We start from the raw sequence: 19,282 nt of genomic DNA, 5'->3' as shown, positions 1-19,282 counted from the left end.
GCTGATGCGAACCCTGCCTCATTCCCTCCTGATCGGGAGCCTGGTCCTTGTCGCCCTCCAGGTTGGCTGTGAGCGCCAGGCGCCACCAGTGCCGCAGGACCGACCGCAAAAAGCCGCCCAGGAGCAGGTGGAACCGGGGGCTCCCCGGGCAGCCCAGGACAAGGCGGAGCTCCAGGTCAGCCTTCTGCCAGCGGAAGCGACCAAAAAAAATGATCTACGCGCAGTTGTCTCCGGCGCCGCCGGGGCACTTTCCTTCCGCTGGGAGATCAATGGCCAGGAGATCGAGGGGAATGCCGGGGCGCTGTTGTCCAATGACCTTTTCCATGCGGGGGATCAGGTTTCAGTTATGGTCCGGGCCAATGGCCAAAAGGCCAGTAGCGAGGTGCTTATCGGAAACTCGCCGCCGGAAATCCTCGAGGTGAATTATGGCCCTTCCCGGGTCTACCGAGGGGTCGCCATCGTTGCCCGGCCGGAAGCGGTGGACCTTGATGGCGATGCCGTCACCTTCGAGTACCGCTGGCTGGTCAACGGCGAAGAAAATTTCTTTCCAGCAGGAGATACTCTTCCCGGCGACCAGTTTCATAAGGGGGACCGAATAGCCGTCGAGGTCCTCCCCGTGGATAGCGAGGGGGAGGGGCAACCCTACCTGACTGGTGAGATCGTCGTGGGAAACGCCCCACCCGTCTTCACCAGCACGCCCCCGGAGTCGTTTCGGGCAGCGCTCTACTCCTACCCGGCCCGGGCAGAGGATGGTGACGGGGACCCCCTGAACTATTTCCTGGTAACCGGTCCGGCTGGAATGACCATCGATCAGAAGAGCGGCCTGGTTCAATGGCCCATCGCTCGAGATCAGGGCGGAGAAAATCTGGTCAAAATCGGTGTACGCGATGGGGATGGGCTGGAGGCGATTCAGGAGTTCCGCCTTGACATTGCCCTCCAGGAATAATTCATGATGGATCTCAACGACACAAATGGGTTTTCCTTTCTGGAACTGACGGTCGCCATATTGATCATGGCGGTCCTGGCTGGCTTATCCTACCCGTCAGTCAAGACCTGGCTCGACAACGCTGCCTACCGTGAGGCGAGCAACGACGTGGTCACCCAGCTACGCATTGCCAGGGACAGAGCCATAGGGAACAGCAGTACCACTACCGAATCCCTGGCCATGGGAGCATTGAGCAACGGCGTGGTTCTCAAAACTGGAGCCAACTGTGACGTGACTTCAACCCTGGCGGTGACCTTCTCCCCCGACGGTTCCGTCACCTGGAGCCCGAATGGAAATGACGCCGACGCGGGCAAGGTCTGCATCATCGACCGGTCGGGAACCACCAGGTACAAGGTAAAACTGGTGTCGAAAACGACCGGCAGAATCGTGGTTTATCCTGGAAATTCGCCCGAGTAAAAGAGTGGCCGGAAGTTTTTGCGTTCCGGGATGACCCGGGAAGCTCCGGTTTTTTTCCATGAAAAAACGAAACACCCACCCGGGACTTGCTTTTCCCAGGTGGGTGTTTCGTTTTCAATGAGTCAGACCAGCGAAGGAAGTTCGCTCTACCACCCCTTCGGACTTTTCGGTTCCAGCCGATGCAGCTGGTAACTGCGGCTGCCAAGACCGAGCTTCTCGGCATGGGCCAGCTGGATCTCCCAGTCGATCGCCGGGTGGACGCCGCGGAATTTGTCGCCGCCCGGCTCGCTGCCGCTGGCCAGCGCGGTGCCGGGGAGCCCCGGGGCGGCGTTGACGAGATCGGCACAGGCCTGGTCGAGGGCGACCGGGTCGGTGCTGACCAGGATCCCCTGGTCGGCGACGATCGGCGCATCCGAGTGGCCATAGCAGTCGCAGGCCGGCGAGACCTGGGTGACGAAGTTGACAAAGAGGGTCTTGCCGGCCTTGCCGTGGAGTGCGCCGGTGGCGTATTCCGCCATCTTTTTCATCACCAGCGCCGCCTCCTCGTTCCACTGGATCTGGATCGCCTTCTCGGCGCAGACGGTGATGCAGCGCCCGCAGCCGACGCAGCGCTCGGGGTCGATCTGCGCTTTCCCCTCGATCATGGCAATCGCCTCGTGGACGCAGGCCTTGAAGCAGGCGGCGCAGGCGGTGCAGAATTTTTCGGCGACCCGGGGGGCGACGTTGGAGTGCTGTTCGAGTTTCCCTTCCCGGCTCGAGCAGCCCATGCCGAGGTTCTTGAGAGCGCCGCCGAAGCCGGTCAGCTCATGGCACTTGAAGTGAGAGACGGCGATCAGGGCGTCGGCCTCAAGGATGCCGGTGGCGATGTCGACCGTCTGCAGGATCTCGCCGGGAACCGGAACGCGGCGCGCGTCGTGACCGCGCAGGCCGTCGCACATCACCAGCGGCGCGCCGACCACCGCATAGGCAAAGCCGTTCTCGATGCCGCAACCGAGGGCCGAGACCGCCTCCTTGCGTTCCCCGGGGTAGAGGGTGCAGGAATCGGTGAGGAAGGGTTTGCCCCCAAGCTGTTTGACCCGATCGGCGATGCGGCGCAGGAAGGTCGGCCGGATATAGGCATGACCTCCCTTCTCGCCGAAATGGACCTTGAGGGCGACGAGGTCACCGCGCCTGATCACACCATAGAGGCCAGCGTCATCGAGCAGACGGGAGAGCTTGGCAAAGAGATTTTCGCGATTGCCGGCGCGGATGTCGGCGAAGTAGACAGGAATCGGCATCGGGAACTCCGGGGCGGGATTTAATGGCTGGGCAGGATTCGTTGGGAAGATAACACAGGGGCAGGAACAGGGCAATGGCCGGATGATGGCCGGATGAAGGCCGGGAGGGAGAAAACAATTTTGTAAAACACAGTTTCTTTGCTAGTCTTTTCAGGAGAAGAGATTCTTCCGAAGAAGTTTTCGGAGTCGTTAAAAAAACGTTATGAAGTGCCGGGGTGTGCCCCGGGGAGGATTGCCATGGAGCCTGAAGTGCGGTTTGCCCTGCTCCAACGGGCGCGGTTGAAGCGGCTGGTCAAGCGGGGGCTCCTCCTGCTGCTGGTGCTGTCCGGCCTCTACTACCTCACGGCCCTGGTCTATGCCACCAAGACGATCTACAAGGTTCGTTACAATTACGCCGTGATCCTCGAAGATCTCGGTGGCCAACGGCGGGTGGTCTCAACGGTCGGCTGGCATGCGCGGCTCCCCTTCTTTACCCGCCTCGAGCTCGAGGTGCCGTTGATGAACCAGGAACTCTACCTCGGCAGTTCACCGGAACCGCAGCGCATCATGTCGCAGCAGAACGTGGCCCTCTGGACCAGTGCCATGCTCACCTTCCGCATCCTCGACCTGGAGCGCTGGGGGATCGAGAACAAGGCGCCGCAATCGTTGCTGCAGAACGATTTCGATGGTCTGGTCAAGGATGTCATGCAGGCCAGCAGTGTCGATGAACTGGTCTCCGAGCGCGAGCGCATCAAGGAGCAGATCTTTGCCGACCTCAAGAACCGGCCGATCAACCTTGGCGGCCCGACCCTGGAAGCGAAGTACGGGATCGAGGTCGTCTCCTTCGTGCTGCGCGATACCCGCTTTTCCGACAAGCTCGCCGAGGCGAGTGAGGAGAAGAAACGCCGGGAATTGATCGCCGAGGCGGAGAATTACGCTGCTGACCAGGAGGCGAGCCGAACCCGCAAGCTCTATGCCGCCTACAGCGATGCTATCCGCGATTTCCGTAGCACCGTAGGCCTGGGCCCCGGGAGCGAACGGGCGCTCTTCGAATTTCTTAACCAGCAGAAGTGGGCAGCAGCCTACGAGAAGAACCAGCAGGGGCAGAACACCTTCGTCCTCAACAACGCCGGCGGCAGCCTTCCCGTGGTGCTGCCGGCCCCCGCAGGCAGCGACCGAAAGGATGAGGCGGCCACCCATGGCTCCAATGCGCAAAACCCGCAGTCCGGTTTACGTCCGCCTCTCCGAGGGGCGAATCCGGCAAATTGACAGCCTGGTCGCCGGCTGGAGCTTTGAAACCCGGCTCTTCGTGCTGCGGCGCCTGCACCAGTACCAGCCGAGCCGCACCCCGGTCGATTTTCTGCGCGCCTGGTGGCGGCGCTTGCGCCGTCCGGGCGAGCGCAGCTTTCAGATCCTGCGCGATCCGGAGCAGCTCTCCGACTGGCGGCGCCGCTTCGAGGTCTCCGGTTCCCAGTCGGCCGGCGCGGCCTGGAACAAAATCCTCGAAAAAGAGCTCGACTGGCACGATTACCAGTACCTGATTTTCCTGCTCGAGCGCAAGACGGCCGACTCCTTCGTTCCCCCCACTTTTCACGATATTTTTCGCAAGCTTTACCATGCCCACGTCCTCAAGGAATATACCGAGGATCCGACCGTGCCCCGGGCGCCCCTGGTACTGGTGATCGGCCACAGCGGCAGCGGCAAGAGCGCCACCGTCAAGCAGGCGATCGAGGAGGCGATCTTCGCCCGCGAGGTGCGTCCGCGCATCGACCTGGAGGCGAAGAAGGATGAGGTAATGGCCGAACAGCCCTTCTGGCGCAGCCTCGAAGATGTTGACCCGGAACTGGCGGTGCGCCTCGAACGGCGGCGCAAGGCGGAGCGGTTGCGCTTCTGGTCGCGGTTACCGGTGATCCGCTATCTCTTTCGCGAACGGCTCGGCCGGGCCCTCTCCTCCCTTGAGGAAGAGGGGGTATGGGTCGATTATGCCATGGTCACTCCCAACGACTACCAGACCGCCTGGGCCGGCGAGCCCGGCAATTACCTGCGCAAGGCGATGGGGGACCCGCGCCAGACCAGCATTCGCCATCTGGAGGAGGCGCACTCGGCCTGCGGCCGCCCGGACCAGCTGAGCAGCGTCAAGGGACAGCAGGCCTCCCTGGTCGACGCCATGAACATCATCCTTGACGAGATCGCCCTCGGGCGCCGTGACTGCCTGCTGATCGCCACCACCGACCAGCCCGAACAGTTCGACCCGGCGATCTATCGCCGCTTTGTCGAGCGTGGCCTGGTGATCGATATCGGCGAACTCTGGGCCAAGCCGGAGAACCTGCGCGAGGTGGTGCGCATGGAGTTGCGGCGCAAGAACTTCACCTTCAACCCCACTGCCGCCAACCACGCCCAGCTTCTGGCCGAAGCGGTCCTTGACGAGACGGTGCGCCGGCTCTACCCGATCTTCCGTGAGCGCAGCCTGCGTTTTACCCCCGCCTATACCCGGCGCCTGATCGATTCGCTGATCGCGTTGCGCGGCCGCTTCGATCCCCTCGACCTCGACGACCAGTTTTTGGTGCGCGACGCCCTCAAGGCGGTTGCCCGCAACGTCCACGGCTCCCTCTACAATAAGGTCGTCGGCCACATGGACCGCGGCGTGCGCTGGGAGGAGTACATCGGGGTGATCAAGAACGAGTTCTCGGAGATGGCCAACAACGCCCTTTACTACAATGTCAGCGAGGAGAAGGGGGTGGTCCTGACCGGGCCGCCAGGCTCGGGGAAGACCTACATGGTGCGCGCCTGGCTTGGCGACAACCACGAGGTGCAGGATCTCGGCGTCAACCTCGGCGACCTCGCCGACCCAGTCCATCCTCTTGAGGGGATGGTGGAGAACCTTGAGCGGGTCTATGACATCGCCAAGATGATTTCACCGTCGATGGTCTTTTTCGACGAGGGGGACGCCGTCGCACCGCGGCGCAGTCCCCAGGGGGGAAGCCCCTACGACAAGGTGACCAACAAGTTCCTCTCCATCATCGACGGCGAGTCTCCCCTCTCCCGGGTCTTCACGGTCCTGACCACCAATCGCCTCGACATCCTCGACCCGGCGCTGATTCGTTCCAAGCGCCTCAAGGTCCTCACCGTGACCGGTCATATGCGCGACGAGGATGCGCTGCGGATCATTCGCAAGGAGCTTGGCCAGCTCCCCCTGGCCGAGGGGCTCGGTCACGAAGAGATTGTTCGCGCCGCCCGCGGCCTGTGTGAGACGCCGGCCGATTTCACCGCCTTTGCCGAAAAAGTCCGGGCGCTGCGCTCGACGGAGGTCGAGGTGCTCGGCAAACTGATGGAGGCGGTCGCCGGCAGCATTGAAGAACGGGCGCGTTTTGTGCGCTTCAACTACAAGACCCTGGTCGGCCTTCTTGAAGGGGCCGGCGGCGATCCGGAGCTGGCCTTTCAGGCCCGCCACGGCGAAGATCACCTCCTCGACTGTCTCGACGCGGTTGCCGCCCGGTTGCGGCTGATTCATGATGCCGGGATCTATCCGGTCAGCCACTGGCATCTCGCCAGCGCACGCCAGCAGCTCGCTGCCAGCCCGACCCGCAAGGGGAAGCAGCAGCTCGACGAATTTCTCGAGACCGAACTTTCCCGCGAGCCGCAGGTCGGCTTCGTGGTCGGGGTCGGCGCCAACGACACCAGCGGGGTGCTGCTGCCGATCGCCTCGTCGCTGGTCTATCGCATCTTCCAGGACAAGATCGTCGTCACCGGAGCGGTCTCCTCGGCCGCCCCGGGCACGGCCGAACTCGACCTGGCGGTGCAGATGACCCGGCAGAGCGCCCAGGAAGCGATGACCCTGGTGGAGAATTACCTGCAGTCCCTCTGCCCGGGCTTCAATGTTTCCCGGCTGCTCGGGGAGTATCTCGAGGGCTACTCCCTGCACCACCAGCTGCTCTCCGCCTCCTACAGTGTCGGCGGCCCCTCGGCCGGCTTTGCCCTGGCGATCAACACCCTCTCGGTCCTTCTCCATCTGCCGGTCCTCAACGATTTCGGCATCACCGGCGCGCCCTGGATCAAGGGGGCCCAGGCCGGCGAGGTCGGCGCCTCGGTGATTATCGGCGGCCATCGCAAGAAGACCGAGAAGGTCCTCCAGTACCTCCCCCGCATGTTCATGCCGCTGCAGAACTACCATGACCTGGAGCCCGAGGTTCTCGAGGCTTACCGCCTCGAAGGGAGGGATATCCGCGGGGTGCGCAGCTTCTCGGCGCTGGTCGCCGAGGTCTTTTTCTTCGGCGCCGAATATAACCGGCAGCTGCAGGTCTATCTGCAGCGGCGGCGTGAAGCCGACCTTGGCCTGGCCCCCGAAGATGGCGGGCCCCGGCAGCGCGAGGCGCTGGCGGCGATGGAGCAGGAGCTGCGGCGCCGGGCTGAGGGGGTGATTCGGGAGCGGCTGCAAGCCTTGCGTCGGCACGTCGAGACGGGGGAGGGACACTACCGGAGCCACGCCGAGATCTTCGCCCCGGCAGCGGTCGTGGAGGGAGCCGAAATGGTCGAGGGGGCCGGGCGCTAGTTCGAACCGCCGCGGCTGGCAGGAGGAAGAGCAAGACACGGGCCAGCCGTGATGCGGCTGGCCCGTGTCTGGAAGGAGCCGAACTAGCCCGGGAGGAGGGCGCCCCAGGAATCGCCAGCCGGGCTGGCGAGGGGATGGAGAAATTCGAGCCCGATCCGCACCATACCGTTGTCGTTCTCTTCCCGGACATGGCGCACGGTTGCTTCGACCTGGCGTTCATCGGGCCAGAACGGGCGGCGGAAACGGAGCTGGACGGTGGCCCCGGGGCGGAGCGGGCGGTCACAGCCGAGGGCCAGCCCGGAAGTGCTGATGTCGTAGGAGATGGCCGGCTGATAGTCGTCCGCTCCCGGGCCGGCGAATTCGATCACCGACTGCAGCGAACGCCGGGAAGCCCGGCGGTTGCTGGTGTGGTCGGGGCAGACCGCGTTGCGGGTCTTTTTGGCGCGGTAGAGTTCCTGGTCGGCGCGTTCGACCAGGGTGGTGACACTGTCGGTTTCGCGGGAGAGGGCAAAGCCGCAGCTGATGGTGAGGTTGCCGGTACTGAGGCGATCCTGATGGGCAAAATCGAGAGCTGCAATGGCGCGGCGGATGCGGTCGGCGACAATCCAGGTCTGGATCGCGTCGATGCGGTGCAGCACCAGGGCAAATTCTTCTCCACCGTAGCGGGCGGCGAGGTCGCCCTGGCGGATATTGAAGCGGATGGTTTCGGCAACCAGGGCAAGGGCGCGGTCGCCGGCGAGGTGACCGCAACAGTCGTTGTATTCCTTGAAGCGGTCGAGGTCGAGCAACACCACAGCGAAACGGGAGCCGCGACCACCGCCTTGGGCCTGGGTGAGGAGGCGCTCGAGGCAGAGCTTGAAGTGGGTCTGGTTGAAGAGGCCGGTGAGTCCGTCGCTGACCGAGGCCTGACGCAAATCCTGCAGCAGGCTCCCTTCGAGGACACGGGGGTCGCGGATGGCGCCGGTTTCGTAATGCAGGTAGTGGAGCAGGGCGGGACGCAGGCCGAGGTCGGGGCAGAGCTGGTGGCGCCGGTTGATGGCAGCGTCCCAGGTGCGGCGGGCCGTTTTGGAGTCGAAGGCTTTGCCCATCAGCTGCCAGAGGGCTTCGCGGTAGACTTCATCACCGTAGCGGCTGGCCAGATCGGTGAGCCCGGCGAGGAATTTTTCATCGCTCTCGCCGGCAGCAAACAGCTCAAGAATCTCCTGAGTCATGACATCTCCACGGGAACAGGGTGGCGCGGGGCAATTCCCGCATTCCAGGGCGGCGATAGCCGCATCAGAAGAGCCAAATGCATACAGCCTGCCAAAGTTTGGGGACTCCTTTCCCGGCGCCGCACGGTGCTTTATTGCGCAAAAAATGCGTGGCCGGTGATATCGCGCAATGGTTGACGGTTTTTAACCTTTCCAGGGCATTACCGGCATTCCCGGGGTTGAAAAGAGCGTCCGGCAGTGCCAGAATTGGACGCTGACTGCAGAGCGGTGTGGAATCGGTTGAAACAGGTGCGCCGTCATGGGCGGCCCGAAAGAAGGAGGCAGGTCATGGGTATCGTCAAGTGGGATCCCTTGCGCGAACTGCGCAGGATGCAGGAACAGATGAACCGCCTCTTTGAGCAGAGCCGGGCGCGCAACGCCGGTGAACCTTTCGAGGAGGGGGTATGGCTACCGCCTGTCGATATCTACGAAGATGGAGCGCAGGTGGTGGTGAAGATGGAGGTCCCGGAGGTCGACCAGGAGGATATTGCCGTTCAGATCGAGGGGAACAGCCTGCTGATCAGCGGTGAACGGCGGCTCGAATGCACCGACGAGAGGCCGAACTACCATCGCCTCGAACGCAGCTATGGAAGGTTCCGGCGCAGTTTTGTCCTTCCCGCGGGGGTCGATGCGGAGGGGTGCCGGGCGAGCTGTGACCGCGGCGTTCTCAAGGTGGTGCTGCCGAAACTGGCCGATTCCGCCCAGCGCCGGATCACCGTGAAGGTCGAAGAATAACTTTCCGCTAGCGGCCGCTGGCGGCGCCGAAAATTAATTTTTCACCACGATTGAAAATTTTCGCAAGGCGGTTAGATTTGACCCAGGCGCAATCATTAGCGAAGACCAACATTCCTCACTGCTGCTGATTGGATAGCTTTGAATCCCTGGACCGATTCCGGGAGGGTTTGCCGATGAAGGAACTGCGCTGCCGCCCGATACGATTCTCCGCCGACCGCCTGAACCATTGGTCCGCGCTCTCCTACGAGGAAAAACGGGCCGAATTCCTGGAATTGACGGCGAGTCCCTACTGGCCCCTCCTCCCCAGCGAAATCCAGTCACGCATCCGAGTTCTGCTGAACGCCTGACGCCAGTCCCTGGCGTGGCCTTACCCGGGCAGCTCCTCCTTGTTGAAAGCTGCGCCTGGCAGCATGTCCCCCTCCTTCCCCTTGAGATAGAGCGTCCGGGTCGGGAAGGCGATCTCCAGTCCCATTCCCTCCAGAATCTCCATGATGCGCAGGCAGAGATCCTCGCGGGCGTCGAGGTATTCGCCCCAGACCGTGGTAGTGGTGAAACAGTAGACCATGATGTCAAGGGACGAGGCGCCGAAGTCGGTGAAGTTGACGAGGTAAAATTCCTGGTCGATGGCCGGATGCGAGCCGAGCAGTTCGCGGATCGCCGTCACTGCCCGGCGCATCTGCTCCGGTGTGGTCTGGTAGGTGACGCCGACGGTGAGCTTGATGCGCCGCTTCGGCATGCGGCTGAAATTGTCGACCGCCATGTTGGTGATAACGCTGTTGGGGACCGAGATCAGGGTCTTGGCAAAGGTGCGCACCTTGGTCGAGCGGAAGCCGACTTCTTCCACCGTCCCCTCAAGGTCGCCGGCCTTGATCCAGTCCCCGATATGAAAGGGGCGATCCATGATGATCATCAGCGAGCCGAAGACATTGGAGAGGGTGTCCTTGGCGGCGAGGGCCACGGCGAGGCCGCCGATGCCGAGGGAGGCGAGCAGGCCCGAGATCGAGTAGCCGAGGTTCTGGATCGTCATCAGGGCGGCGATGCCGATGATGAAAATACGCAGGCTCTTGCGGACGAAGGGGAGGAGGTGGTCATCGAGGGTCGATTCGGTCCGCGAGACCCACTTCTCCAGGTAGACTTCCACCAGGCTGACGAGGTTGAAAAAGATCCAGGCGCCGTCGAAGGTGACCAGGACCTTGAGCAGGGCGTGGGCGAAGCGGCGCAGGTTGACCGGGTCGCTGGGAAGTTGCAGAACCTGGACCCCGACAAAGAGCCCGGCAATGATCACCAAAAACTCGACCGGTTTCTGCAGTGCCCCCAGCAGCAGGTCGTCGTACTGGCTCCTGGTGCGTGCGGCCAGGGGGAAGATGACCCGGGCAAAGAATTGGGCCAAAATTTTCTTCAGGAAGAGGGCGAAAAGGAGAATGGCAAAGGCCGCGGCGAAGCGCCCCAGCGTGATGCCGAGAAAGGTCTCTTTCAGGATTTCGGTCAGGGTTTCCATGCTTCACCTTTCGATTGAAAATCGATCCAAGTCATAACAAAAGTGGCCGGTCAAGGCAAGGAAAAGACTACCTTTACGAGAATCTTGGCCCGGGTCTGGTAAACTTCTCCAATTCCCGATCAGGAGGTCAACGATGATGGCAAAGTTCAGCCTCGACAGCTTTCGCTCCCGCCGCAGCCTGGAGGCTGGTGGGGTCCGCTATGATTACTACAGCCTCGCCGCAGCATCCGAAGCCGGTCTCGGGGAGGTCGCCCGGCTCCCCTTCACCCTCAAGGTCCTGCTCGAGAACCTGCTGCGCACCGAGGATGGCGCAGCGGTGACGGCGGATGACATCCGTGCCCTCGCCGGCTGGCTGCAGAGTCGCCGTTCCGAGCATGAGATTGCCTTCTCCCCGGCCCGGGTCCTGATGCAGGACTTTACCGGGGTGCCGGCGGTGGTCGACCTGGCGGCGATGCGCGACGCGGTAGTGCGCGCCGGCGGCGATCCGCAGCGCATCAATCCGCAGATCCCGGTCGATCTGGTCATTGACCACTCGGTGATGGTCGACAAGTATGCCATGCCCGAGGCGTTCCAGTTCAATGTCGAGATGGAGATGGAGCGCAACCGCGAGCGCTACGCGTTCCTGCGCTGGGGCCAGCTCGCCTTCGACAACTTCCGGGTGGTGCCGCCCGGGACCGGAATTTGCCATCAGGTCAACCTCGAGTACCTGGCCCGGACCGTCTGGAGTGAGGAACGGGACGGCACCCGGATTGCCTACCCGGACACCCTGGTCGGCACCGACAGTCACACGACGATGATCAATGGCCTCGCCGTCCTCGGCTGGGGGGTTGGCGGCATCGAGGCGGAGGCGGCGATGCTTGGCCAGCCGATCTCGATGATCATCCCCGAGGTGGTCGGTTTCCGTTTCCTCGGCAAGTTGCGCGAGGGGGTGACTGCCACCGACCTCGTTCTGACCGTCACCGAACAGCTGCGCAAGTTTGGCGTAGTCGGCAAGTTCGTCGAGTTCTTCGGCCCCGGCCTGTCGCAGCTCTCCCTCGCCGACCGCGCCACCATCGGTAACATGTCCCCCGAATACGGGGCGACCTGCGGCTTCTTCCCCATCGACCAGGAGACCCTGAACTACCTCGCCCTGACCGGGCGCGATGACGCCACGGTGGCCCTGGTGGAAAAGTATGCCAAGGTCCAGGGGCTGTGGCGCACCGATGATATGCCCGACCCGCACTTCACCGACGTCCTGGAACTCGATCTCGACAGCGTCAAGCCGAGCCTGGCCGGCCCGAAGCGGCCCCAGGACCGGGTCGATCTCGACCGCCTGCGGCAGGCGACCGAGGCGGCCTTCCCGGCCGGTGAGGAAGGGAAGTCGGCACCGGTGCCGGGAACCGATTTTGCCGTTCGCCAGGGGGACGTGGTGATCGCCGCCATCACCTCCTGCACCAATACCTCCAACCCGGCGGTGATGATGGGCGCCGGCCTGCTCGCCAAAAAAGCGGTCGAGCTCGGCCTGAGCCAGAAGCCCTGGGTGAAGACCTCCCTCGCCCCCGGCTCCAAGGTGGTCACTGACTACCTGGCGAAGAGCGGGCTGCAGAAGTATCTGGACCAGATCGGCTTCAACCTGGTCGGTTACGGCTGCACCACCTGTATCGGCAACTCGGGGCCCCTGACCGGGCCGATCGCCGAAGCGGTCGATGCCGGCAAGCTCTCGGTCAGCGCCGTCCTCTCCGGCAACCGCAATTTCGAGGGGCGGATCCACCCCCAGGTCAAGCTCTCCTGGCTCGCCTCGCCGCCGCTGGTAGTCGCCTATGCCCTGGCCGGCACCACCCGCATCGACCTCTCCAGCGAACCCCTCGGCACCGGCAAGAAGGGTCAGCCGGTCTACCTGAAGGATATCTGGCCGACGAACGCCGAGATCGCCGAACTGGTCAAGAGCGTCTCCGCCGCGATGTTCCGCGCCAAGTACGCCGATGTTTTCCATGGCGAGCCGAGCTGGCGCGAGCTGCCGGTACCGGAGGGGGAGACCTACGCCTGGGACGACGATTCGACCTACGTCAAGGAGCCCTCCTTTTTCGAGTTGAGCGAGTCTGCCCCGGCGCGGGTGCCGACGATCCGGCAGGCGCGCATCCTGGCCCTGCTCGGGGACTCGATCACCACTGACCATATCTCGCCAGCCGGCTCGATCCGGCCGGACAGCCCCGCCGGCAAATACCTGCAGGAGCGCAAAATCAGCCCCGCCGATTTCAACTCCTACGGGTCACGGCGTGGCAACCACGAGGTGATGATGCGCGGCACCTTTGCCAATATCCGGCTGAAGAACGAGATGGCGAAGGGGAAGGAGGGGGGCTTCACCCGCCACCTCCCGGATGGCGCAGAGACCACCATCTTCGATGCCGCCATGCGCTACGCCGAGGAGGAGGTGCCGCTGGTGATCGTCGCCGGCAAGGAATATGGTACCGGTTCGAGCCGCGACTGGGCCGCCAAGGGGACCCTGCTGCTCGGGGTGAAGGCGGTGATTGCCGAGAGCTACGAGCGCATCCATCGTTCCAACCTGGTCGGCATGGGGGTGCTGCCGTTGCAGTTCACCAAAGGTGTCAACCGCCAGAGCCTCAAGCTCGACGGCAGTGAATTGGTCGACCTGCTCGGTGGCGGCGGAGAGCTGCGGCCCGGCCAGACCTTGATGGCCCGCATCCAGCGCGGCGACGGCAGCCAGGAAGAGGTCGAGCTCCTGGTACGGATCGATACCGCCAATGAAATCAGCTACTATGTCAACGGCGGCATTCTCAATTACGTCCTGCAGAAGCTGATGAAATAAATCGGCTGCGGTCGGGCTTCTCCGGGCCGCCCCGCGATTGCGGGGCGGCCCGTTTGTCGATCCGTACCGGTCTTGCTGAAAAGATGACCAACCGGGTTATAATACAAGGAGACCGCCATGGCGGTGGTCTGAAGCGCCGGGCCGGTTACGGGGTGCCGGCGGATCGAACTGGCAGCATAACCCGAACAGGAGAGCATCATGACCGTACTCGATTTTGCCCGCCACCTGGAGCAGAGCGGGCGCGACTTCTATACCGAAATGGCTGCCAGGACCAGCCAGGACGGCGTGCGCAAGATTTTCCAGCTCCTCGCCGGGGATCAGCAGCGGCTCCTCGACCGTCTGCGTCGCATGCAGGAACGTCCCGGCACCCTGAGCAAGGCCGAAAGTCTCCTTCTCAACCGGGCGGTCAACATTTTTGAAAAAATGCGGCAGCGGGAGGCGCAACTGGCGGTCAACAATGATCTGGACGCCTACCTGCTCGCCATCAATGCCGAGCGACAGATCGTGGACCAATACCTGAAGGTGCTAAATAGGACTGACAATGCCGATCTGCGTCAGGCGCTGTTGCGGGTTTTGTCCCTCGATCGGCAGGAACTCGAAGAGCTGGAACAGCTCTACGACTTTGTCAACGCGCCGACCGATTCCCTCGAATGGGGCGAGTTCAGCAACCTCGACGAGTTTCACAACTTCGGGCGCTATGATGACCTGCGCCAGGGCGAACTCGGTGATCCGGTGATTCCAGAGCCGGTCAAACACTAACGGGACTGCACCCACGAAGAAAGCGCAAGGAGGGCGGGGGTGCGGCCGGAAGGAGAAATCCGCATGGCCAGCAACCTGACCCGAAAAATTCTAAAGGCGCACCTGGTGGAAGGGGAACTGGTGCCCGGCAAAGAGATCGCGATCAACATCGACCATACCCTGTTGCAGGACGCCACCGGGACCATGGCGATGCTCGAATTCGAGGCCCTCGGTCTCGATCGGGTCAAGGTCGACCTCGCCGCCCAGTACGTCGACCACAACCTGCTGCAGACCGACTTCAAGAACGCCGATGACCACAAGTATCTGCGCACCTCCTGCGCCCATTACGGCCTTTACTATTCCCAGCCGGGGAACGGCATCTCCCATATCGTCCACATGGAGCGTTTCGGCCGGCCCGGCCTGACCATGATCGGCGCCGACAGCCATACCCCCGGCGCCGCCGGGGTGTCGATGCTGGCGATCGGCGCCGGCGGCATGGATGTCGCCCTGGCAATGGCGGGGCGACCCTATTCCTTTCCCTGTCCGCAGGTCCTTGGCGTCAGGCTGACCGGGGCCCTTCCCGACTGGGTCAGCGCCAAGGATGTGATACTCGAAATGCTGCGCCGCTACGACGTCAAGGGGTGCGTCGGCAAGGTCGTCGAGTATTTCGGACCGGGGGTGAAGAGTCTCTCCGCCACCGATCGCATGACCATCGGCAACATGGGGACCGAGCTCGGCGCCACCTCGACCGTCTTCCCCGCGGACGAGCGCACCCGGCAGTGGCTGGAAGCCCAGGGACGGGGGGAAGACTGGCAGGAGCTGACCGCCGATCCCGGCTGCAGCTACGACGAGGAGGATGAAATCGATCTTGCTACCCTCGAGCCGCTGATCGCCTGCCCGACCTCGCCGGGGAATATCAAGCGGGTCAGCGAAGTCGCCGGCACCCCGGTCGACCAGGTGATTGTCGGTTCCAGCGTCAATGGCAGCTTTCGCGACATTCTGGTGACCGCGCGCATCATGGCGGACCGGCATGCCGCCGCCGATCTCTCCTTCCACGTCAATCCGGGGAGCCGTCAGGTACTCGAAAACGTCGCCGAGCAAGGGGGCGTAATGCCGCTCCTGCTTGCCGGTACCCGGATCCACCAGTCGGGCTGCCTCGGCTGCATCGGCATGGGACAGGCGCCGGGGACCGGCCAGGTCAGCCTGCGGACCTTCCCGCGCAACTTTCCGGGGCGCTCCGGCACCAAGGACGACCAGGTCTACCTCTGCTCGCCGGAGACCGCCGCGGTTTCAGCCCTGCGCGGCGTGATCACCGATCCCCGGGATCTGGGGAAGGAGATGGCCTACCCGCGCGTCAGCGACCCGGAGCGGTTCATCGTCGATACCTCGTCCTTGACCGCACCGACTCCAGAGCGGCGGCGCACCGCGGTGGTACGCGGGCCGAACATCAAGCCTTTTCCCGATTTCGAGGCGCTGCCGGCGACGCTGGAGGCGAGCGTCGTCCTCAAGGTCGGCGATAATATCTCCACCGACGGCATCATGCCCGCCGGCAGCAAGGTCCTGCCGCTGCGCTCCAACATCGAAGCGATCAGCGAATACGTCTTCTACCAGATCGATCCCGAATTCCATCGCCGGTGCCGGGAGCTTGGCAACGCGGTGGTGATCGGCGGCGAGAATTACGGCCAGGGATCGAGCCGCGAACATGCCGCGCTGGCGCCGCGTTACCTCGGGGTTCGGGCCAAGATCGTCAAGAGTTTCGCCCGGATTCACCATGCCAATCTCTGTAACTTCGGCATTCTGCCGTTGACCTTCAAGGACCCGGCGGATTATGCCGCGATCGAACCGGGCGCGAAGGTTCTCTTCACGGGGATTCAAAAACTGCTGGCGGAGGGGGCAGAGGAAATCCCGGTGCGGGTCGGCGACCGGGACATCACCACCCTGCTGCAGGTTTCACCGCGCCAACGGCGCAACCTGCTGGCCGGCGGCACCCTCAATCAGGTCCGGGAGACCCTGGCGGAAGCGGGGTGACGGCCCGGCGCCCGTTGCGGGGATCAGGGCTGGCGCCAGAGGCCGACGCCGGCTTTTCTGGCCCGTTCTTCACTGCGCAGAAAATCGTTTTTGCGGGAAAAGTCGAATTTGCGAAAGACGCTGGCGTAGCCCCGCTCCAGCAGCACCTGGTTGAGGAGCCGGCCATCGGGGAGTTCAAGGTAGACGAGGAGCCGGTCGTACTTGTCGCGGGAAACCTGGTCGAAGGTCAGGGTGACCTGCTTCCCTTTGACCTCCCGAAGCAGAAACTGGCGGGCCTCTGCGGCGATCGCCCGCAGCCTGGAGGGCGGGATCTTCCAGCGCTGATAATAACGGTCCCGCAGGGAATCCTCGTGTTCGGGCGCGTCGATCCCGAGTAACCGCACCTTGCCGACCTTCTGGATTTTCAGGGTGTCGCCATCGTAGATCCAGGTCACTTTTCCGGCGAGCGGCAGAGTGCCAGCCCGAGCCGGCAGGCTGCCGGCCAGAAACGCCAGGACCAGCAGGAAGAGACAGAAGACGGCAAGGCGGCGGGAAATCACCCCCGGCCCCAGAGGGCGCGGGTGAAGAGCCCGGTAAAGAATCCCCAGACAAAGTTGGCGAGCAGGACGAAGAGGGGGGTCAGGGTGCCGAGGCCGATCCCCAGCGGTCCGTAGGGGGTCTGGTAGGGGAAGACGAAGAAGAGCTGGGCCAGGGTTGGCAGCAGGCTGAGCCAGAGCCCCTTGCGCACCCAGTGGCGCCGAAAGCGGGGGCGCGCTACGCTGAAGTAAAAGAGGAGTCCCCAGAGCCCGCCCCAGACCAGGCGCGGGTAGAGCCAGTCGACGCTCAGCTGGGGCAGGATCTGTACCCCGGCCAGCGCGGTCAGTCCCCAGCGCCCGGCCAGCCAGAGAGCCAGGCTGTTGGCGAGGCCGCCAAGCAGCCCGGCGCAGAAACAGACGGCGAGCAGGGCGCTGTTGCGTTGCATGGAGCCTCCGGGGGTCAGGGGGTGATTTCGTTCATACTGCCGGTGCGGTATCCCTCAAGGTCGAGGGCGACGTAGGTAAAGCCCGCGGCCTTGAATTCATCGACCAGCGCTTCGCGCAGCTCCCATTCGAGCAGGCGGGAAATCTCTTCCGCGGCGACTTCGATCCGTGCCGTATCGCCGTGGTAACGAACCCGGTAGTTGCGGAACTTGTGGTGGCGCAGGAAGGTTTCGCAGCGATCGACCTGGGCCAGGCGCTCGGGGGTGATCGCCGTGCCGTAGGGAAAACGGGAGGAGAGGCAGGCGAAGGGCTGCTTGTACCAGGTCGTCAGGCCGAGTTCGCGGCTGAGGTAGCGGATTTCGTTTTTGTCGAGGCCGGCTTCGAGGAGGGGAGAACGCACCTGCAGCTCTTCCACCGCCTTGCGTCCGGGGCGGAAATCGTGGAGGTCGTCACTGTTGGAACCATCCAGGATTTCCTGGTACCCGAGTTCGACGGCCTTTGCCCGGCAGACGCTGAACAGCTCCCGTTTGCAGTAGTAGCAGCGCTGCCGGTCATTCTCGGCAAAGCCGGGGATTTCCAGCTCGTTGCTTTCGACCAGCAGCTGGCGCACCCCCAGCGATTGGGCCAGGGCCTTGCTCTCTTCCAGTTCGCTCTGGGGGTAGGTCGGCGAAGTGGCGGTCAGGGCGAGGACCTTTTCCGGGCCGAGGGTGTCGCGGGCGACGCGCAACAGGAAGGTCGAGTCGACCCCGCCGGAAAAGGCGATCAGGGCGGAATCCATGGTGGCAAGGATCTCTTTCAGACGATTGAACTTCTGGTCCAGTGGCAATGACAGCTCCGTGGCAAAGGGTTCCCGGGGGACTTCCGCTCCGGCCCGGCAGGAGGGGCTCAGATATAGTACATGAAGCGGTGGTCGACCTCCTTCTCGATGCCCATCTCCCGGGCGTCCTTGCAGAGGTCCTCGAGGGTGACGGCGGCAAAATAGTCGAGCAGGCGCCTGGTCGCTTCCTGCCAGATCTTCTGGGTGACGCAATGGTTGTCGAACTCGCAGCGGGGCTGGCATCCGTCGCGATTTTCCGTGCAGTCGACCAGGACCACCTTGTCCTCGGCCGCGAGGACGATATCCTTGACGGTAATCTCGGCGGCTTTCCGGGCCAGGGTGTAGCCGCCCTGGGGACCACGGCGGCTCTTGAGCAGGCCGGCCTTTTTCAGATCCTGGAAAATCTGTTCGAGATAGCGCGGCGAGATCGCCTGGCGCCGGGAAATGTCCTTGATCTGCGCCGGCAGGTCGCCCGCGTGGTAGGCCATGTCAAATAAAGCCCGCAACCCATAGCGGCTTTTGGTGGAAAGTTTCATGCAGGCACTCCTTGGGAATGGTGAGCTTCAATCATTGACGAACCTTATCCCGCCTGTCAAGAATTAATGCCGACCGCAGCAGTGGTCCGCGACTCTTCTTGCCCGGCGACCACTGCCTGGGTTAACGTGGACAAAAGTCCCAAAATTCCGCAGGGAGGCCAGACTGTTGCAGCGACCCTCAAGCGAGCCTCTTGATACGGCGTTACCCTTCTCCGTGCCGCTACTTACCATCCCCGGCGCAAGTGACAGTGTCCGGGTCTGGAGCAGCGAATGGGTTGGCCTGGTCTGCTCCTCCCACCCCTCCCTCACCCTTGGATTCAGCGCCAGCACTGCCGGTCGCCTTGGCCCTGGTTCGCTGCTGCTGCTCGGGGTCAGTCTGCCGCCGGCAGGACTGCTCGTCCCCCCCTGGCTGCCGGCCCTGCTGACCGGTGCCGACAGCCAGATCCTGGCCGAGGCGGGGCTGGAGGTCGGGCCCGGTCCGGTTGCCGGCGCGCCGCTGGTGAGCGGTTGTCCGCTCCGCTTCGAGTGCCGTAACGGCGTCCTGAGTGCCCGTTCCGGAACGGTGCTGCTCAGCGCCGAGATTGCCGCCGTTCATCTCCCGGATGAGACCATCGGGCCCGAGCGCTGGGCGGAATTGGCGCGCCTGCGTCCCCTGGAGAGGGTCTTCCCCCGGGGGAACGAGAGTTGATCCGGCAGCTACTTGACAAC

The 19,282-nt window shown here is 63.5% G+C and carries 17 protein-coding genes; 10 read left to right on the top strand and 7 right to left on the bottom strand.

Translation table 11 applies throughout. The features are described from left to right. Positions 1–4: 4 nt before the first annotated feature. Both ACYQ8E_RS09615 and ACYQ8E_RS09610 read left to right on the top strand, forming a co-directional pair. Entirely contained in the window at positions 5–946 is a 942-nt protein-coding gene (locus tag ACYQ8E_RS09615) for an Ig domain-containing protein (protein WP_066728649.1), read from the top strand. A 3-nt stretch (positions 947–949) separates the two neighbouring features. Continuing rightward, positions 950–1,402, top strand: a complete 453-nt coding sequence (locus tag ACYQ8E_RS09610; protein WP_066728648.1) for a pilus assembly FimT family protein — start codon at positions 950–952, stop codon at positions 1,400–1,402. A gap of 146 nt (positions 1,403–1,548) precedes the next feature. Here the strand turns inward: ACYQ8E_RS09610 and ACYQ8E_RS09605 are convergent, their stop codons facing one another. Further along, positions 1,549–2,679 carry a DUF362 domain-containing protein gene (locus ACYQ8E_RS09605; RefSeq protein WP_066728646.1) on the bottom strand — a complete coding sequence of 377 codons (1,131 nt, stop codon included), beginning with the start codon at positions 2,677–2,679 and terminating at the stop codon, positions 1,549–1,551. 237 nt (positions 2,680–2,916) lie between these two features. Here ACYQ8E_RS09605 and ACYQ8E_RS09600 point away from each other — a divergent pair, with 237 nt between their 5' ends. Next, positions 2,917–3,927, top strand: coding sequence for an SPFH domain-containing protein (locus ACYQ8E_RS09600; protein WP_459860807.1), 1,011 nt, complete (start codon positions 2,917–2,919; stop codon positions 3,925–3,927). Continuing rightward, a complete protein-coding gene (locus tag ACYQ8E_RS09595) occupies positions 3,857–7,207 on the top strand; it encodes an AAA family ATPase (protein WP_459860805.1) in 3,351 nt (1,116 codons plus the stop codon). The genes ACYQ8E_RS09600 and ACYQ8E_RS09595 overlap by 71 nt, the downstream gene beginning before the upstream one ends. Positions 7,208–7,290: 83 nt before the next feature. Here the strand turns inward: ACYQ8E_RS09595 and ACYQ8E_RS09590 are convergent, their stop codons facing one another. Continuing rightward, on the bottom strand, positions 7,291–8,418 hold the full coding sequence (locus tag ACYQ8E_RS09590; protein ID WP_459860803.1) for a diguanylate cyclase domain-containing protein: 1,128 nt from the start codon (positions 8,416–8,418) through the stop codon (positions 7,291–7,293). 327 nt (positions 8,419–8,745) lie between these two features. Between ACYQ8E_RS09590 and ACYQ8E_RS09585 the strand changes: the two genes are divergently transcribed. Together ACYQ8E_RS09585 and ACYQ8E_RS09580 are read left to right on the top strand one after the other, a co-directional pair. Beyond that, positions 8,746–9,192, top strand: a complete 447-nt coding sequence (locus tag ACYQ8E_RS09585; protein WP_459860801.1) for an Hsp20/alpha crystallin family protein — start codon at positions 8,746–8,748, stop codon at positions 9,190–9,192. A gap of 173 nt (positions 9,193–9,365) precedes the next feature. After that, complete coding sequence (locus ACYQ8E_RS09580; protein WP_459860799.1) at positions 9,366–9,539, top strand: hypothetical protein; 174 nt, start codon at positions 9,366–9,368, stop codon at positions 9,537–9,539. A 20-nt stretch (positions 9,540–9,559) separates the two neighbouring features. On the opposite strand, the gene ACYQ8E_RS09575 is transcribed toward ACYQ8E_RS09580, so the two are convergent. Then, positions 9,560–10,690: a mechanosensitive ion channel family protein gene (locus ACYQ8E_RS09575; protein ID WP_459860797.1), complete on the bottom strand. Its 1,131-nt coding sequence runs from the start codon at positions 10,688–10,690 to the stop codon at positions 9,560–9,562. Between the two features lie 136 nt (positions 10,691–10,826). On the opposite strand from ACYQ8E_RS09575, the gene acnA reads away from it, so the two are divergent. The 3 genes from acnA to ACYQ8E_RS09560 all read left to right on the top strand — a co-directional run bounded on the left by acnA (position 10,827) and on the right by ACYQ8E_RS09560 (position 16,262). Beyond that, complete coding sequence (gene acnA, locus ACYQ8E_RS09570) at positions 10,827–13,496, top strand: aconitate hydratase AcnA (RefSeq protein ID WP_459861581.1); 2,670 nt, start codon at positions 10,827–10,829, stop codon at positions 13,494–13,496. 198 nt (positions 13,497–13,694) lie between these two features. Then, complete coding sequence (locus ACYQ8E_RS09565; protein ID WP_066728637.1) at positions 13,695–14,255, top strand: ferritin-like domain-containing protein; 561 nt, start codon at positions 13,695–13,697, stop codon at positions 14,253–14,255. 63 nt (positions 14,256–14,318) lie between these two features. Then, a complete protein-coding gene (locus ACYQ8E_RS09560) occupies positions 14,319–16,262 on the top strand; it encodes an aconitate hydratase (RefSeq protein WP_066728635.1) in 1,944 nt (647 codons plus the stop codon). A gap of 23 nt (positions 16,263–16,285) precedes the next feature. Here the strand turns inward: ACYQ8E_RS09560 and ACYQ8E_RS09555 are convergent, their stop codons facing one another. The 4 genes from ACYQ8E_RS09555 to ACYQ8E_RS09540 are packed head-to-tail and all read right to left on the bottom strand — an operon-like array spanning position 16,286 to position 18,574. Then, complete coding sequence (locus ACYQ8E_RS09555; protein ID WP_066728633.1) at positions 16,286–16,801, bottom strand: thermonuclease family protein; 516 nt, start codon at positions 16,799–16,801, stop codon at positions 16,286–16,288. Beyond that, entirely contained in the window at positions 16,798–17,223 is a 426-nt protein-coding gene (locus ACYQ8E_RS09550) for a hypothetical protein (RefSeq protein WP_066728631.1), read from the bottom strand. The genes ACYQ8E_RS09555 and ACYQ8E_RS09550 overlap by 4 nt, the downstream gene beginning before the upstream one ends. 14 nt (positions 17,224–17,237) lie before the next feature. Next, positions 17,238–18,047 (bottom strand): ATP-dependent sacrificial sulfur transferase LarE, encoded by an 810-nt coding sequence (larE, locus tag ACYQ8E_RS09545; protein WP_335339844.1) that lies wholly within the window; start codon positions 18,045–18,047, stop codon positions 17,238–17,240. Between the two features lie 59 nt (positions 18,048–18,106). Next, positions 18,107–18,574, bottom strand: a complete 468-nt coding sequence (locus tag ACYQ8E_RS09540; RefSeq protein ID WP_066728629.1) for an RrF2 family transcriptional regulator — start codon at positions 18,572–18,574, stop codon at positions 18,107–18,109. A gap of 166 nt (positions 18,575–18,740) precedes the next feature. Here ACYQ8E_RS09540 and ACYQ8E_RS09535 point away from each other — a divergent pair, with 166 nt between their 5' ends. After that, entirely contained in the window at positions 18,741–19,262 is a 522-nt protein-coding gene (locus ACYQ8E_RS09535) for a hypothetical protein (RefSeq protein WP_157471918.1), read from the top strand. Positions 19,263–19,282 lie beyond the last annotated feature (20 nt).

Source organism: Desulfuromonas carbonis (assembly GCF_054658035.1).
This window is presented reverse-complemented; position numbering and strand designations above follow the sequence as displayed.

Excerpts from the sequence above, each read along its gene's own strand:
- ACYQ8E_RS09595 (WP_459860805.1), top strand. The coding sequence starts at position 3,857 with ATGGCTCCAATGCGCAAAACCCGCAGTCCGGTTTACGTCCGCCTCTCC.
- ACYQ8E_RS09560 (WP_066728635.1), top strand. The coding sequence starts at position 14,319 with ATGGCCAGCAACCTGACCCGAAAAATTCTAAAGGCGCACCTGGTGGAA.
- ACYQ8E_RS09550 (WP_066728631.1), bottom strand. The coding sequence starts at position 17,223 with ATGCAACGCAACAGCGCCCTGCTCGCCGTCTGTTTCTGCGCCGGGCTG.
- ACYQ8E_RS09580 (WP_459860799.1), top strand. The coding sequence starts at position 9,366 with ATGAAGGAACTGCGCTGCCGCCCGATACGATTCTCCGCCGACCGCCTG.
- ACYQ8E_RS09565 (WP_066728637.1), top strand. The coding sequence starts at position 13,695 with ATGACCGTACTCGATTTTGCCCGCCACCTGGAGCAGAGCGGGCGCGAC.
- acnA (WP_459861581.1), top strand. The coding sequence starts at position 10,827 with ATGGCAAAGTTCAGCCTCGACAGCTTTCGCTCCCGCCGCAGCCTGGAG.
- ACYQ8E_RS09605 (WP_066728646.1), bottom strand. The coding sequence starts at position 2,679 with ATGCCGATTCCTGTCTACTTCGCCGACATCCGCGCCGGCAATCGCGAA.
- ACYQ8E_RS09610 (WP_066728648.1), top strand. The coding sequence starts at position 950 with ATGATGGATCTCAACGACACAAATGGGTTTTCCTTTCTGGAACTGACG.
- ACYQ8E_RS09540 (WP_066728629.1), bottom strand. The coding sequence starts at position 18,574 with ATGAAACTTTCCACCAAAAGCCGCTATGGGTTGCGGGCTTTATTTGAC.
- ACYQ8E_RS09575 (WP_459860797.1), bottom strand. The coding sequence starts at position 10,690 with ATGGAAACCCTGACCGAAATCCTGAAAGAGACCTTTCTCGGCATCACG.
- ACYQ8E_RS09590 (WP_459860803.1), bottom strand. The coding sequence starts at position 8,418 with ATGACTCAGGAGATTCTTGAGCTGTTTGCTGCCGGCGAGAGCGATGAA.
- ACYQ8E_RS09585 (WP_459860801.1), top strand. The coding sequence starts at position 8,746 with ATGGGTATCGTCAAGTGGGATCCCTTGCGCGAACTGCGCAGGATGCAG.
- ACYQ8E_RS09615 (WP_066728649.1), top strand. The coding sequence starts at position 5 with ATGCGAACCCTGCCTCATTCCCTCCTGATCGGGAGCCTGGTCCTTGTC.
- ACYQ8E_RS09600 (WP_459860807.1), top strand. The coding sequence starts at position 2,917 with ATGGAGCCTGAAGTGCGGTTTGCCCTGCTCCAACGGGCGCGGTTGAAG.